A 15574-nucleotide genomic window follows, 5' to 3' on the forward strand; every position below is an offset into this window, starting at 1 on the left:
GTGATATGTCAAAGAGTTTCAGCAATAGCTATAAGGAAGCTGGCGTAGATATAACTGCAGGGTATCGTTCAGTTGAAATGATGAAGCAGCATATAGCTAAAACAATGGTATTCGGTAATACATCTGATGTTGGTGGATTTGGCGGACTTATGGAGCTAGATACAGAAGGAATGGAAAAGCCTGTTTTGGTTAGCGGAACCGATGGAGTTGGAACAAAGCTAAAGATGGCCTTTCTTCTAGATAAGCACGACACAGTTGGAATCGACTGCGTAGCTATGTGTGTAAACGATATTATATGCGTTGGTGCAAAGCCTCTTTGCTTTCTCGATTACATAGCTTGTGGAAAGAACAATCCTGAAAAGATAGCTATGATTGTTAAGGGTGTGGCTGATGGATGTGTTCAATCTGAGTCAGCTCTTGTTGGAGGAGAGACAGCTGAAATGCCAGGTTTTTATCCAGAAGATGAGTATGACCTTGCTGGATTTGCAGTAGGCATTGTAGATAAGAAAAATGTACTAGATAAGAACAATGTTAAAGAAGGGGATGTAATAATTGCACTTCCTTCATCCGGAGTTCATTCAAATGGTTTTTCTCTTGTGAGAAAGGTTTTTGATGTAGAAAGTGCAGATATATCAAAGCCTGCTTCCGAGCTTGGAGGAAAGTCAATAGGCGAGGTACTTTTGACACCAACAAAAATCTATGTTAAGCCAGTTCTCGCACTTCTCAAGGAAGTTAAGGTTAAGTCAATAGCACACATAACAGGTGGTGGGTTTTATGAAAATATTCCAAGAAGCCTTCCAGAGGGACTTGGTGCAGTAATAAAGAGAGAAGACATCAAAGTGCTTCCTATCTTTGATTTAATCGCAAAGGAAGGAAATATTCCTGAGCGCGATATGTTCAATACTTTCAATATGGGTGTTGGCATGACAATCATAGTATCAAAAGACGATATTGATAAAACCATCAAAGTCCTAAAAGAAAACGGTGAAGATGCCTATGTTCTTGGAACTATATCAAAATCGGATGAAGGTGTAGAGATATGCTAGCCGAAAAATGCAAGGTGGCAGTCTTTGTATCCGGAGGAGGAACCAATCTTCAGGCAATACTTGATAGTCGCGGTGAAATCATTAAGAACGCAGAGATATGTCTAGTTGCATCTAATAACAAGGATGCATATGCACTTGAGAGGGCAAAAAAGCATGATATAGAGACTTTTATCATAGAAGATGAGCAAAGACTTGTTGAAAAGCTAAAAAGCCTAGAAATTGATTTTATTGTTTTGGCAGGATATCTAAGGATTTTGAGTGAAGACTTTTGTAAGCTATATAGCAATAGAATGATAAATGTTCATCCTTCTTTGATTCCATCATTTTGTGGCAAGGGCTTCTATGGGCTTAAGGTTCACGAAAAAGCTCTTGAATACGGAGTTAAAGTCAGTGGGGCTACTGTTCATTTTGTTAATGAAATCCCAGATGGTGGAAAGATTATAGATCAAAAAGCTGTAAGAGTTCACGAAGGCGATACGGCTGAAGATTTACAAAAGAGAGTTATGGCAGAGGCGGAACATATAATACTACCTCAGGCAGTTGAGAATGTTGCGCTCATGATAAAAAATGGAGAAATATAAAATGAATAAAATCGGAGTAAAGCAAGCTATTAGCGGAAACTCCTACTGTGGAAGAGGCATAATAATCGGCACTACGGGCAATCAAAAATGCGCAAGTGCATACTTTATAATGGGACGTTCTGATAACAGTCGTAACAGAGTATTTGTCAAGGACGGAGAGAATTTAATGATCAAACCTTTTGATGAGAGCAAGGTTACTGATCCATCTTTGATAATATACTATCCTGTAAGAAAGCACGGACAGAATCTCATCGTTACAAATGGTGATCAGACTGATACTATTTATGATTTCCTAGCTGATGGAAAGAGCTTTGAGGATGCACTAAGAACAAGGGAATACGAGCCAGATGCACCAAACTATACTCCTAGAATCAGCGGTATTGTTGAGCATGCAAAGGATGGTTTCAAGTATAAGCTAAGCATTTTGAAGCGAGAAGACGCAGATAATGAAACTTGCCAAAGAAACTTCTTTGAGTATTCATCAGTTCCAGGAATCGGTCACTTGATTCACACATATGTGCAGGATGGTAATCCGCTTCCAAGCTTTGAGGGAGAGCCAACAAAGATAGAAATAGAAAATGATATCGATACTTTTGCTAGTTCAATTTGGGAAAGCCTAGATAGCGAAAATAAGATTTCACTTTATGTAAGGTATTCCGATTTTGATGGTGGAAATGTTGAAGAACGCATAATCAACAAGCTTGGGAGGTAAGCAATGAAGTCTTTTCAGCTAAAATACGGATGCAATCCAAATCAGTCAGATGCTAGCATCTTCATGGAAGATGGAAGTGATCTTCCTATAGAAATACTAAACGGAAGACCAGGATATATAAACTTTCTAGATGCGTTTAATAGCTATCAGCTTGTAAAAGAGCTAAAGGAAGCGATAGGACTTCCAGCAGCAACTTCATTTAAGCATGTAAGCCCAACCTCTGCAGCTGTTGCAGTAAAGATGGACGATGTGCTAAAGAAAGCCTGTTTTGTTGATGATATAGAGGGACTTGATGATTCTCCTATAGCTACAGCTTATGCACGTGCAAGAGGAACAGAAAGAATGTGTTCTTTCGGAGATTTTGTTGCACTTTCTGATGAATGTGACGCAGTTACTGCACGTATTTTAAAGAGAGAGGTTTCAGATGGAATTATTGCACCTTCATATTCAGAAGAGGCTCTTGAAATACTAAAGACAAAGAAGAATGGTAACTATAACATCATCAAAATAGATCCAAACTACGTACCACAGGAAAGAGAAACTAAGCAGGTTTACGGAATCAGCTTCGTCCAGAATAGAAATAACTATAAGGTTGATGACTCCTGCTTTGAGAAGATTGTTACCGAAAACAAGGTTCTAAGTGATGAAGCAAAGCGCGATCTTACAGTTGCTTTGATTTGTCTAAAATATACTCAGTCAAATTCAGTTGCCTTTGCTAAGGATGGACAGGCAATTGGTATAGGAGCTGGCCAGCAGTCTAGAATTCACTGCACAAGACTGGCTGGAGAAAAGGCTGATTTCTGGCATTTACGCCAGTCACCAAAGGTTATAAACCTTCCTTTCAGAGATGATATAGGAAGACCTGAGCGCGATAACAGTATTGACATTTACCTTGGTAAATATCCAGAAGATGTACTAGCTGATGGCATATGGGAAGACATTTTCACAGAAAAACCAGAGGTATTTACATTTGAAGAGCAGAGAGAGTATCTTGACAGCATCAAAGATGTTTCACTTGCAAGCGATGCCTTCTTCCCATTTGGAGATAATATCGAAAGAGCAGCAAAGAGCGGTGTTAAGTATGTTGCTGAACCAGGTGGATCTGTCAGAGATGATAATGTCATAGAAGTTTGCAATAAATATAATATGGTAACAGTATTTACAGGAATGAGATTGTTCCATCACTAATAAGGAGATAGAAATGAAGCTGTTAGTTGTAGGTGGAGGTGGCAGAGAACATGCCATCATCAAAAAACTAAAAGAAAATCCAGCAGTAGAAGAAATATTTGCACTACCTGGAAACGGTGGAATTGCAAAGGATGCAACCTGTGTTGATATCGCAGCTACTGACCTTGATGGTGTAGTGAAATTTGCGAAAGAAAACAAAATTGACTATGCTGTTGTTGCGCCTGATGATCCTCTTGTGCTAGGTCTTGTTGATTTGCTTTCAGACCTTGGAATTCCATGCTTTGGCCCAAATAAAGCTGCTGCAATAATCGAAGGAAGCAAGGCTTTTTCTAAGGAATTAATGAAAAAGTACAATATCCCTACAGCAAAATACGAGATATTCAGTGATATGAACAAGGCATTCGAGTACGTTAGCAAGCAGAAAATGCCTATAGTTATTAAGGCTGATGGTCTTGCTCTTGGAAAGGGTGTAATCATTGCTGAAACATATGATGAAGCAAAAATTGCAATAAAATCCATGATGGAAGATAAGGTCTTTGGAGATAGCGGAAATCATATTGTCATTGAAGAGTTTCTCACAGGCCCAGAGGTGTCTGTTTTGAGCTTTACAGATGGAAAGACTGTAAAGCCAATGATTTCCTCAATGGATCATAAGAGAGCCTTAGATGGTGATTTAGGGCTGAATACAGGTGGAATGGGAACAATTGCTCCAAATCCATACTATACAGATGAAATAGCAGATAGATGCATGAAGGAAATATTTATACCAAGCATTGAAGCCATGAATTCAGAGGGAAGAAGCTTCAAAGGCTGCCTGTATTTTGGGCTCATGCTAACAGAGGATGGACCTAAGGTTATCGAATATAACTGTAGATTCGGAGATCCAGAAACACAGGTAGTTCTTCCTCTTCTAAAGTCAGATTTGCTAGAGGTCATGCAGGCTGTTACCGAGGAGAGACTTGAGGATTGTAAGGTAGAATTTGCAGATCAAAACGCATGCTGCTTAGTAATCGCTTCAGGCGGATATCCAGTAAGATATAGCAAGGGCTATGAAATCGAAATAAAAGGTGATATCGACAATTTATACTTTGCAGGTGCAGCTTTAAAGGATGGTAAGCTTCTTACATCTGGAGGCAGAGTGCTTGGAATCACAGCAATAGATGACAGTCTCAAAGGTGCAATTGATAAGGCATACGAGCAAGCAAAGCATGTTGATTTTAAAGACGCATACTATCGCAAGGACATTGGAGCAAGAGCGCTCAAAGCATTGGAGGAATAAGATGGTATATAGAATATATGTCGAAAAGAAAAACGAATTCGCACACGAAGCAGAAAGCTTGCGTAGCGAGCTAGTTGATATTCTTCAGCTAAAATCAGTAGAGCAGGTAAGAGTTGTTAATCGCTATGATGTTGAAGGCTGCAGCAAGGAAATCTTTGATGGAGCGATTAATACAGTATTCTCAGAGCCTCAGGTTGATACTGCGTCAAGCAAGCTATGCTATGGTGAAGACGAGAGCGTATTTGCTGTAGAATTTCTCCCAGGACAATTTGATCAGAGAGCAAACTCTGCATCTGAGTGCATACAGATTACAAGCAAGGGCGAAAGACCTCTAGTTCGCTCAGCAAAAGTATATATCATCAAAGGAAAGCTAAGTGAAGCAGAGCTAGATAAAATCAAGTCATATGTAATAAATCCAGTGGAATCAAGACTTGCATCTATGGATGAATTCGAAACTCTTAAGGTAGTTTACGAGATACCAACAGAGGTTGAAGTTTTAGATGGTTTCATAGACATGAACAGAAATGATCTTATGGATTTTATTCGTCAAAACGGTCTAGCCATGGACATCGCTGACCTTGAAATGTGCCGCAAGTACTTTGAATCAGAGAAGAGAAATCCTACTGTAACTGAGATTAAGGTAATCGATACATACTGGTCAGATCACTGCCGTCATACAACATTTAACACAACAATTGATAGCATTAAGTTTGAAGACGGAGATGCGGAGACGACATATGCAGACTATATAGAGACAAGAAAGGAACTTGGCAGAACAAAGCCTATTACATTAATGGATATGGGCACCATCGCTGCTAAGTACCTAAAGTCAAAGGGGCTTTTATCAAAGCTTGATGAATCCGAAGAAATCAACGCTTGCACAGTTAAGATGGACGTTGAAATCGATGGAAGAACAGAAAAATGGCTACTTCTTTTTAAGAACGAAACACATAACCATCCAACAGAAATTGAACCATTTGGTGGCGCAGCAACATGTATTGGTGGTGCTATAAGAGATCCACTTTCAGGTAGAAGCTATGTTTACTCTGCAATGAGAGTAACTGGTGCAGCTGATCCTCTTCAGCCTATAGAAAAGACCATAAAGGGTAAGCTCCCTCAGCGAAAAATCGTTACAACAGCAGCTGCTGGTTATAGTTCATACGGAAATCAGATAGGCCTTGCAACAGGCATGGTAGACGAGCTTTATCACCCTGGATATGCTGCTAAGAGAATGGAAATAGGTGCAGTTATAGCTGCGGCTCCTGCAGAAAATGTTAGAAGAGAAAGGCCAGCTCCTGGTGACCTTGTAATTCTTCTTGGTGGAAAAACAGGAAGAGATGGCTGCGGTGGTGCTACTGGATCATCAAAATCTCACACCGAAAACTCACTTGAGTCATGCGGTGCTGAAGTTCAAAAGGGTAATGCTCCAGAGGAGAGAAAGCTTCAGAGATTATTTAGAAATGCTGAGGCATCAAAGCTTATCAAGCGCTGTAACGACTTTGGTGCAGGCGGTGTATCCGTTGCTATCGGTGAACTTGCTGATGGACTTGATATAAATCTAAATAATGTACCTAAAAAATACGATGGACTTGACGGAACTGAGCTAGCTATAAGTGAATCTCAAGAGAGAATGGCTGTAGTAGTTGATAAGGCAGATGCTAAGAGATTCTGTGAGCTTGCAGAGCAAGAAAACCTCGAAGCGAGTATAGTTGCAGAAGTTACAGAAGAGCCATATCTAAAGATAAATTGGAATGGCAAGAGCATAGTAAACATCTCACGCGAGTTCCTAGATACAAATGGTGCAGAAAAACACATCGATATTACTGTTCCACCTCAGAAAAAGATAGTATTCGAGCATGCAGATGACTTCGAAACAGCATATAAGGACCTTCTTGGAGATTTAAATATCTGCTCAAAGAGAGGACTATCAGAGCGCTTTGACTCCACAATCGGAGCTGGAAGCGTGCTCATGCCTTTCGGTGGAAAGAGACAGAGAACACCTATTCAGGCAATGGTAAATCTTATATCTACAGAGAAGTCATTCAGTAATACTTGCTCGCTAATGTCGTGGGGCTTTAATCCTAAGATATCTGAAGCAAGCCCATATAAGGGTGCATACCTAGCTGTTGTAGAGTCTGTATCAAAACTCATTGCTACAGGTGCAAGCCTAGATGACACATATCTAAGCTTCCAAGAATACTTTGAGAAACTTGGACTAGATGGTAGCAGATGGGGTAAACCACTTGCAGCTCTATTAGGTTCATTTGCAGCTCAGAAGAACCTTGGAATTGCAGCTATAGGAGGTAAGGATTCAATGAGTGGAAGCTTTGAAGACCTAGATGTACCTCCAACGCTTGTTTCATTTGCTGTAACAACTGAGAACACTGATAAGATAATAAGCCCTGAATTTAAGGGTGCAGGCCATAAGGTTGTGCTACTTTCACCATGCTGTGGATATAACGCACTTCCAAATGGAGAATCACTTAAGTCAATCTATTCAAAGGTAAATGCTTTGATGAGAGAGGGAAAAGTGCTAAGTGCATACACTCCTTGCATGGGCGGTGTTGCTGAAGCTATCTTCAAAATGTGTATAGGTAATGGCCTAGGATTTAAATACGAAGACACATATGAACTAGAACAGATGTTCTCATATAAATATGGAAGCTTTGTACTAGAGCTTGCAGATGGAGTGAAAATCCCAGAAAATGCAGTTTTGATAGGTGAAACAACTGCAGAAAATAAGCTTTCTTGGAAAGACAAAGTCTTAACTTTTGATGAATTAGAAAGCATATACGAAGGAAAGCTAGAGCCGATTTATCCTTGCAATATTGAACCAAAGGCACAAAAGCTTGAGACATTTAACTACTCAGTAGGTGAGAGAACTCACAAAAATATGGGAATAGCAAAACCTAAGGTTCTTATTCCGGTATTTCCTGGAACAAACTGTGAATATGACACAGCAAAGGCATTTGAAGCTGCAGGAGCAGAACCTGAAATCTTTATAATAAAGAATCTAAGTGCTAAGCATGTAATGCGTTCAGTAGAAGATTTCGCTGAGAAAGTAAAGAAGTCACAGATGATATTTATACCTGGAGGATTCTCCGGCGGTGATGAACCTGATGGCTCAGGTAAGTTTATAACTGCATTCTTCAGAAACCCTGAAATTAAAGATGCCGTTACTGAACTACTAGATAAAAGAGAAGGTTTAATGGCGGGTATCTGCAATGGATTTCAGGCACTGATTAAACTTGGACTCGTTCCATATGGCAAAATATGCGATGTAGATGCTGATTTTCCAACGCTTACATTCAATGAGATAGCTAGACATCAGTCAAAGCTAATACGCACAAGAGTTGCATCAAATAAGTCTCCTTGGATGTCAAAAACAAAGCCTGGCGATATATTCACAACTCCAATTTCACACGGAGAAGGAAGATTTATAGCTAGTGATGAACTGATAAAGCAGCTTGCTGAAAACGGACAAATATTAACGCAGTATGTTGATTTAGACGGAAATGTTAGTGCAGACATTCAGTTCAATCCTAACGGCTCATATCAGTCAATTGAAGGTATAACATCTCCAGATGGTAGGGTACTTGGAAAGATGGCTCATTCAGAGCGTATCGGAAAAGATCTATATAAGAATGTTTCAGGAAACTTCGATATGAGAATGTTTGAATCAGCAGTTGAATACTTTAAATAAAACTTTTATGAAACAAATAAATTCACTTCATATCTAATCAAAAACATATAAATTTCAACCAAAGAGAAAGCCTTAGCGATAGGGCTTTCCTTATTTTGCAGAAAACCTAAAAGGCGCTATAGTGGAATATATGTAAAAGGGATTTGATATATCTATTCCTAAAATCATAATTTACGGAATAGATTAAGATAAGGTTTCAATATGGACAGCTTTGAGCTTGATAAAGCCCATGAGCCAATATTCTAAGCTTATATAATTTATAATTAAAATGAGATACATTACTGTATCTCACTTCATTGTAAAGAAATATATTTGCAAGTGTGGTTCTCTACCTAAGTTTATTAACGCCAGTGTTCTGTTCTATAATAATGCGATATATTTATCTATATACATATCTTTACTATATCTTAGCTTGAAAATATTCTGAGCAATTCTAGTCAAGGCTACTTATTAGCTTTAGATTTATAGAATTGTAGCTGTATATCCTGCTTATACTGCATTTAAGGAATATACGCGATTTTAGGCGATTTTCTTATGGTATAAAGATATACCCTTATTAATTAAAATCGCTTAAAACGCAAATTAGAGTCTCGTTATTTTGTGCATATTTAGTCTTATGCAGGAATCATCAGTTTCTGGCCAGCAGTAAGAGTATCAGCAGAAACATTGTTTAATTTCTTGATCTCATATATGAATTTACGAATATCTTTAGAATCATCCATATGTCTCTCAGCGATGCTCCAAAGTGTGTCTCCAGGTTGAACGGTAACTGTCTCATATACATTTGCTGATGAACCGCTAGCATTAATAGCACCAGTAATTGTGCTAAATGCACTCATAACTAATAAAATAAATACTACTGTAAAAATTATAAATCTGCTCTTATGCTTTACTCTATATTTGTTAAACATCATCTATACCTCCATAGAAAACGAATATTTGTTTGTTTTCTATATAATATCAGAATGAATGTTCGTTGTCAACATAAAAAGAACAAATGTTTATATGTTTTTATTTCGATACTTTCTTATAAAGTTTCTCCATATATCCGGAGATTTTTTTTCGCTTTAGAATGCAGATTCCTGTAATTACAAGGACTACAGCGACTACTATTGCAAGTGCTGTATAATTTTTAGAATAATACAAGGTCCCTACCAATATACTTACGCTCATGGCTGGAGTTCTACCTAATAAAGAAAAAAGAACAAATGCTTTGAAATTCATATTTGATAATCCACCTATATACCCTACTATATCCTTAGGGAATCCTGGGATCAAATAGATTAGAAATACGATAGTATATCCCTTTTGACTGTTTAGGTGGTCGAGATAGTTATCGATTTTATGGTTTTTGAATAGAACTTTGATAGATTCTCTGCCCAATATTTTGGCGAGATAAAATGATATAAATGTGCCTATAAAGGCTCCTATAACAGAGAAAATAAGCGTTTTAGGGAAGCCGAATAGATAGCCAGCTCCTATTTGAAAAAACTGCCCAGGTATTACGCTTATGACTATTTGGGCAATCTGAATTCCTATGTACATAAACACAGTTTTAGAGCGATGAGCATTGAGAAATGCAGTTACATCGTCTAGACTTTTGAAGCTCTTCATCATATCCTTTTGAAATATAAAAAGATATAGTGGAATAGCAATCATAATTCCAAATAGTAATATAAGCTTTAGTATAGCTATTAATTTGTTTATCTTCTCTTTTTTGTTCATTATAAGTTAATTAATCCCTTTTTATACATGCTATCTGCAGCCTTTAGAACTCCAAACTTGGCATGTTCATATGTAAGTCCGCCCTGAAAATACACATTAAATGGCTCTCTTATAGGAGCATCTGCGCTGAGCTCTATAGAAGATCCCTGAACAAAGGCACCTGCAGCCATAACGACCTTATCCTCATATCCAGGCATGTCCCATGGAAGCGGAACAACATGAGAATCAATTGGTGCAGCCGCCTGAATTCCTTGACAGAATGCCACAACTGAAGCTTCATCTCTGAGGCAGATAGCCTGTATTATATCGTTTCTTTTTACATTTGAGTCTGGGCATACATCAAAGCCTAGCTTTTCGAATACCTTTGCACAAAGCATAGCGGCCTTTACAGCAGAATTCACAGTCCTTGGAGCTAGAAATATACCCTGAAGTACACTTCTTGTTTGGCCAAAAGTAAGACCACATTCTGAGCCAATTCCTGGGCATGTGAGCCTATATGCAATTCTATCTATAATTTCTTTACTAGCGCACACATAACCACCAGAGAGTGCTAAACCGCCACCTGGATTTTTTATCAAAGAGCCAGCGATTACATCAACACCAACATCTGTAGGTTCAAATTCTTTTACAAACTCACCATAGCAATTGTCAGCCATAACTAGAATTTCAGGGTTTATGCTATGAACTAAATCAGCAACTTCCTTCATTTGATCAAGCTCTATAGATTTTCTCCAGCTATATCCAGTTGATCGCTGCATGCATACAAGCTTTGTTTTTTCTGTGATTGCAGAACGAAGAGTTTCCATATCAATATTATTGTCAACATCTAACTCAACCTGCTTATATTTGATTCCATATTCAATTAAGGAGCCCATTCCGGAGCCTCTTATTCCAATTACCTCTTCTAGTGTATCGTAAGGACCTCCTGTGCAGTAAATCATCTCATCTCCAGGTCTTAGGATGCCAAACAATGTAACTGCAAGAGCATGAGTTCCGTTAACCATCTGGGTTCTAACAAGAGCACTCTCTGTGTGGAAGATATCTGCATAGACTCTTTCGACCGCATCACGGCCTATATCATCATATCCATATCCGGTGTTCCAATTGAAGTGATTATCAGATATTCTGTTGTTTTGGAAGGCGTTAAGAACTTTGAGCTGGTTGTATTCTGTTATCTGATCTAGTTCGTTAAATTGATCCTTAAGCTCATTCTCACATTCTTGCACGAATTCAATTATATTTTCGCTTATTTTAAAGTTATCTATTAGAAAATCTTTTGTTGTTTTTGTGTTCATTTTCTTACAATATTGTCCTTATTCGTTTTCGTTTTGATCTATGCTGCCTTCTTTTCGCTCTTCTTCCCATTCCATTTCGTTTACAAGGTTTCGCTTAACGTTCTTCTTATGCTGAGCGTAAAGCTGTGTAGTTGTTACCTGCTCGTGATCTAAAAGCGCGGCTACATCGTAGATTGAATTTCCTCTTCCAATCAGACTAGTTGCAGTTGTCGCTCTAAGTTTGTGAGGACTGTATCCCCCGTCTCTTGATGTATGAAGAGCTATGGATGTGTACTTCTTTACAAGCTGCCTTAGCTGCCTTTCCGTCATACGCTTTCCTTGTAGCGATAGAAATAGAGCGTTTTTGTGCTCAGGCATAAGAGTATCTTCTTTTGGTCTTTCATTATCTATGTAGTCATGAAGGCACTCGCTTACCGACTTGTTCAGTGGCATGGTGCTTTCCTTACCACGCTTACGGTAAATTATGAACTCACCTCTATTGAAATTAAAAGAATCGATGTTGAGTTGCCAAAGCTCAGAAAGTCTGAGGCCATAAGTTATGAAAAGCATCAGTATTGCCTTATCTCTCTTCTTAGTTTTCTTCCAAAAATTATATTCTTGTTTTGTTAGACCAGTACCGTTTGTAACAGCATCTAGCATTAGCATTACCTCATCGTCCTGAAGGGCCTTAATCTCCTTTTCTCCGGCTTTTTGCACCCTTATAGGATCGAATCCATCTGTGATATTCTTTGGGAGTATTTCATCTCTATAAAGCTGTTTAAACATAACCGATAATGAAGATTTTTTTCTAGCCAAGGTCTTGTTGCTATTTTCGTAAACATATGTATTCCCGCTTTCTTCATCAAAGATAGAATAATGGCGGCAGTAGTCAATGAACAGATTGATATCCATGGCTTTTAGCTCGGCAAGCTCACTTGCTTTGATATCGGAGACTTTTTTTGCACTAGTTAAATCGGTCTGATTGATAAGATACTCAAAGAAGAAGTTAATGTCTCTCAGATAAGCGAGTCTTGTCATAGGAAGAACATTTCCTCTTAGGTAGATGAAAAAACTGCGCATAAACCTAGGCATCAAAGCCTCAAATTCCTCGCATTTGCTGTAGATTTCGGCCTCGTGCATTACTATGTTATCTGGTTTATTGCTCTTATTGCTGATTATAAGTTTTTTTCCAACCATGTAATTATCTCCCTGATAGAATCTTTATCATCCTTTGATTCTGATAGATCAAACCACTTCATATCATCGTAGCGCTTAAGCCATGTGATTTGCCTTTTAGCAAAGTGACGCGTGTTTTTCTTGATAGTGTCTATTGCTGTCTCTAAATCGTATTCCCCATCAAAATAAGCTAATACTTCCTTATAGCCTATGCCCTTCATAGATATGTCTGACTCAGAAAGTCCCATCTCACGAAGCATCTTAACCTCTTCAAATAACCCCTCTTTTACAAGAACGTCAACTCTCCTGTTAATTCGATCATATAGCTCTTCCCTGTCTCTTCTAAGGCCAATAAGTATAAATTCATATTTGTCATTTAGGCTTAGGTCTTTAGCAAAATCCTTAAGCTTATTTCCTGACTTTGCGCTTTCTATAGCCCTTACTACCCTTCTAACATTGTTAGGATGTATGCGCTTTGCTGAATCTGGATCGCATTCATTTAATATTGCATGAAGCTCTAGATTTCCCTTTTCTTCAGCTATTTTATATAGTTCGTCTCTTAGGCTATCATCACTTGGTGCTGCTGCAAAGTCAAGATCAAAGAGCAAGGCGTCAAGATATAGCCCTGTTCCTCCAGCTATTATAGGAAGCTTTCCTCTGCTCAGAATATCGTCTATAGAGCTGCTTGCAAGCTCCTTATATTTAGCTACGCTAAACATCTCGCTAGGGTCAACGATGCCAATAAGATGATGTTTGACTTGATTTAGCTCGTCAGGACTAGGCTTTGCACTACCTATGTCCATGTATTTATATAGCTGCATGGAGTCGCACGAAACAATCTCGCCATCAAATTTCTTTGCGATTTCAATCGAATATGCTGTTTTTCCAACGGCTGTAGGCCCACAAATTGCAACTATCTTGTTCATATTTCCTCGTTAAACTATCCTCTTGAACATGCGTTCTATTTCCCTAATGCTAAATCTCACAAAAGTAGGTCTTCCATGCGGGCATGAAAACGGATTGCGACATTGCTTGAGTGACCTTAGAAGTTCTTCAGCCTCCTCTTGCGATATCATGTCATGGGCTTTGATAGCACTTTTGCAAGATTTTGTAATTAGCTTATCAATTACAATCGTGTTATTAAGCTTTACTCCTTCTGCAAAGCTATCTATAAAGTCATTAACAAAGCTTTCAGCTTCAGAAATAGTTACAAATTCAGGTATTTCCTTTACTATGTAGGTGTTTTCACCAAAGCTTTCGATAAGATAGCCCATGGCACTTAGTGCACCTAGCCATTCCTCATCATCTGTAGTCAAAATGTTAGGGGCATCAAAGGTAAAAGGTAGTAGTAAAATTTGACTGTTTTTTTCACTACTAAAATATGTGTTTATAAATTTCTCGTAGTTTACACGCTCATGAGCAGCGTGCTGGTCAATCAAATAGAAATTGTCATCATCGCTTGCACTTATGTAGGTACCAAAGATTATGTCTCCAAGTTTAAGATTGTCAAAATCAAAAGGTGCCTTCGCACTGTAGTTCAAATCTGGCGTGCCAAAGCTGATCTTAGAACTATCTGAAGAGGATTTCAGCTCGGCTGATATAGGTTTTATTTCTGCTGGAAAAATTGATTCATCACTTGCTTTCTTTTGATACTCATCTTCTCCATCTTTGATAACTGTATCTGAAACTTCGTTTGGAATAATGAACTTTGACTCAAAGTCTCTTTTGGTTTGCAATAAACTTCTTATGTTTATTTGTTCGGAGTCATCATCTGTTTTCTTTGCCTTTTGACTTGTTTTGAATTCTTCTTCTGGAGTATTTATTTTTTTCTCTGCTAGCTTGACAAGGCTATCTTTTGGCTCGCTCATGGCCTGATTGCTTGCAAGAGCATGAATGACTGCTTCACAAACTGCACTGCTGACAGCTACTTCGTCATCAAATCTAACTTCTTTCTTATTAGGATGTATGTTTACATCAAGTTTTTCGGGATCAACTTGAACAAAGATGAATGCTACAGGATAGCGTCCCTCAAATAATCTCTCTTTATACCCTGCACTAAGTCCCTTTTCTATAGTGTTGCTCTTTACAACTCTGCCGTTTACAAAGAAGAACTGGCTTCTTCTGTTATTCTTTGATAGTGAAGGTTTAGAAATGTATCCTTCTACGGAAATTCCATCTCTTTCAAAGTGAAGTTCTAGTAAATCCCTAAAATCTCTCTCTTTATAGACGGAAATAATCGTTTTGAGCCTTTCTCCTAGTCCAGGTGATACAAATATCGATTTTCCATTACTAATAAGGCTAAAGCGTATTTCTGGGCGCGTGAGAGCCATCCTAGATATGAGGTCTACGACTAGTGAAGTCTCAGCAGATTCACTCTTCAAGAACTTGGCTCTAGCTGGCGTATTATAGAACAAATCAGTTACAACTATGCTAGTGCCTTCAGGGCAACCTACAGCTGTTCTTGTTACTATATCACCACCATGTATAACTACCTTTGTTCCAGTTTTGGAATCTCTAGTTTTTGTAAGCATTTCCGTTCTTGTTACAGCTGCAATGCTTGCCAGGGCTTCTCCTCTAAATCCGAGTGTTTCTATGTGTCTTAAATCATCTGCTGTACATATTTTGCTAGTAGCATGCCTGAGAAATGCTTTTTCGGTATCTTCAAAATCAATTCCTGAGCCGTTATCGGTAACTCTAATGTATTCCTTGCCGCCACTACGTATTTCTACGGTAATTGAAGAGGCACCGGCATCTATAGAGTTTTCGGTGAGCTCTTTGATTATGGAGACGGGTCTATCTACAACCTCGCCTGCTGCTATCTTATCGGCAACATTTTTAGTGAGTATATTTATCATATTCGCCTCTGAATTTATTACTTTATTGATCAATA

Annotated in this window: 12 protein-coding genes; 6 read left to right on the forward strand and 6 right to left on the reverse strand. The window is 38.4% G+C overall.

Features of this window, described 5'->3' with window-relative positions; genetic code table 11:
- The first annotated feature begins 5 nt into the window (after positions 1-5).
- From ADJ67_04335 to ADJ67_04360, 6 genes are read left to right on the forward strand one after another with little or no spacing between them, the layout of a single operon-like run.
- On the forward strand, positions 6-1046 hold the full coding sequence (locus ADJ67_04335; protein ID AKT46951.1) for a phosphoribosylaminoimidazole synthetase: 1041 nt from the start codon (positions 6-8) through the stop codon (positions 1044-1046).
- Positions 1040-1627: a phosphoribosylglycinamide formyltransferase gene (locus ADJ67_04340; GenBank protein AKT46952.1), complete on the forward strand. Its 588-nt coding sequence runs from the start codon at positions 1040-1042 to the stop codon at positions 1625-1627. The genes ADJ67_04335 and ADJ67_04340 overlap by 7 nt, the downstream gene beginning before the upstream one ends.
- 1 nt (position 1628) lies before the next feature.
- On the forward strand, positions 1629-2339 hold the full coding sequence (locus ADJ67_04345; GenBank protein AKT46953.1) for an inosine monophosphate cyclohydrolase: 711 nt from the start codon (positions 1629-1631) through the stop codon (positions 2337-2339).
- A 3-nt stretch (positions 2340-2342) separates the two neighbouring features.
- Positions 2343-3527 carry a 5-aminoimidazole-4-carboxamide ribonucleotide transformylase gene (locus ADJ67_04350; protein AKT46954.1) on the forward strand — a complete coding sequence of 395 codons (1185 nt, stop codon included), beginning with the start codon at positions 2343-2345 and terminating at the stop codon, positions 3525-3527.
- A 13-nt stretch (positions 3528-3540) separates the two neighbouring features.
- Positions 3541-4806: a phosphoribosylamine--glycine ligase gene (locus ADJ67_04355; GenBank protein AKT46955.1), complete on the forward strand. Its 1266-nt coding sequence runs from the start codon at positions 3541-3543 to the stop codon at positions 4804-4806.
- A 1-nt stretch (position 4807) separates the two neighbouring features.
- Positions 4808-8509: a phosphoribosylformylglycinamidine synthase gene (locus tag ADJ67_04360; protein ID AKT46956.1), complete on the forward strand. Its 3702-nt coding sequence runs from the start codon at positions 4808-4810 to the stop codon at positions 8507-8509.
- 614 nt (positions 8510-9123) lie between these two features.
- On the opposite strand, the gene ADJ67_04365 is transcribed toward ADJ67_04360, so the two are convergent.
- The 6 genes from ADJ67_04365 to ADJ67_04390 all read right to left on the reverse strand — a co-directional run bounded on the left by ADJ67_04365 (position 9124) and on the right by ADJ67_04390 (position 15539).
- Complete coding sequence (locus tag ADJ67_04365) at positions 9124-9330, reverse strand: hypothetical protein (protein ID AKT47672.1); 207 nt, start codon at positions 9328-9330, stop codon at positions 9124-9126.
- A gap of 190 nt (positions 9331-9520) precedes the next feature.
- On the reverse strand, positions 9521-10234 hold the full coding sequence (locus ADJ67_04370) for a hypothetical protein (GenBank protein ID AKT46957.1): 714 nt from the start codon (positions 10232-10234) through the stop codon (positions 9521-9523).
- A complete protein-coding gene (locus ADJ67_04375) occupies positions 10234-11529 on the reverse strand; it encodes a hypothetical protein (protein AKT46958.1) in 1296 nt (431 codons plus the stop codon). The genes ADJ67_04370 and ADJ67_04375 overlap by 1 nt, the downstream gene beginning before the upstream one ends.
- An 18-nt stretch (positions 11530-11547) precedes the next feature.
- A complete protein-coding gene (locus ADJ67_04380; GenBank protein ID AKT46959.1) occupies positions 11548-12705 on the reverse strand; it encodes a recombinase in 1158 nt (385 codons plus the stop codon).
- Positions 12684-13610, reverse strand: a complete 927-nt coding sequence (locus ADJ67_04385) for a tRNA delta(2)-isopentenylpyrophosphate transferase (protein ID AKT46960.1) — start codon at positions 13608-13610, stop codon at positions 12684-12686. The genes ADJ67_04380 and ADJ67_04385 overlap by 22 nt, the downstream gene beginning before the upstream one ends.
- Positions 13611-13619: 9 nt before the next feature.
- Positions 13620-15539 (reverse strand): hypothetical protein, encoded by a 1920-nt coding sequence (locus ADJ67_04390; protein ID AKT46961.1) that lies wholly within the window; start codon positions 15537-15539, stop codon positions 13620-13622.
- Positions 15540-15574 lie beyond the last annotated feature (35 nt).

Origin of the sequence: Eubacterium sulci ATCC 35585 (assembly GCA_001189495.1) — a bacterium.
GTDB lineage: Bacteria > Bacillota > Clostridia > Peptostreptococcales > Anaerovoracaceae > Eubacterium_B > Eubacterium_B sulci.

What these genes read in the sequence shown, in the direction of transcription:
- ADJ67_04340 (AKT46952.1), top strand. Translation starts at nt 1,040, where the DNA reads ATGCTAGCCGAAAAATGCAAGGTGGCAGTCTTTGTATCCGGAGGAGGA.
- ADJ67_04350 (AKT46954.1), top strand. Translation starts at nt 2,343, where the DNA reads ATGAAGTCTTTTCAGCTAAAATACGGATGCAATCCAAATCAGTCAGAT.
- ADJ67_04345 (AKT46953.1), top strand. Translation starts at nt 1,629, where the DNA reads ATGAATAAAATCGGAGTAAAGCAAGCTATTAGCGGAAACTCCTACTGT.
- ADJ67_04380 (AKT46959.1), bottom strand. Translation starts at nt 12,705, where the DNA reads ATGGTTGGAAAAAAACTTATAATCAGCAATAAGAGCAATAAACCAGAT.
- ADJ67_04385 (AKT46960.1), bottom strand. Translation starts at nt 13,610, where the DNA reads ATGAACAAGATAGTTGCAATTTGTGGGCCTACAGCCGTTGGAAAAACA.
- ADJ67_04335 (AKT46951.1), top strand. Translation starts at nt 6, where the DNA reads ATGTCAAAGAGTTTCAGCAATAGCTATAAGGAAGCTGGCGTAGATATA.
- ADJ67_04390 (AKT46961.1), bottom strand. Translation starts at nt 15,539, where the DNA reads ATGATAAATATACTCACTAAAAATGTTGCCGATAAGATAGCAGCAGGC.
- ADJ67_04375 (AKT46958.1), bottom strand. Translation starts at nt 11,529, where the DNA reads ATGAACACAAAAACAACAAAAGATTTTCTAATAGATAACTTTAAAATA.
- ADJ67_04370 (AKT46957.1), bottom strand. Translation starts at nt 10,234, where the DNA reads ATGAACAAAAAAGAGAAGATAAACAAATTAATAGCTATACTAAAGCTT.
- ADJ67_04355 (AKT46955.1), top strand. Translation starts at nt 3,541, where the DNA reads ATGAAGCTGTTAGTTGTAGGTGGAGGTGGCAGAGAACATGCCATCATC.
- ADJ67_04360 (AKT46956.1), top strand. Translation starts at nt 4,808, where the DNA reads ATGGTATATAGAATATATGTCGAAAAGAAAAACGAATTCGCACACGAA.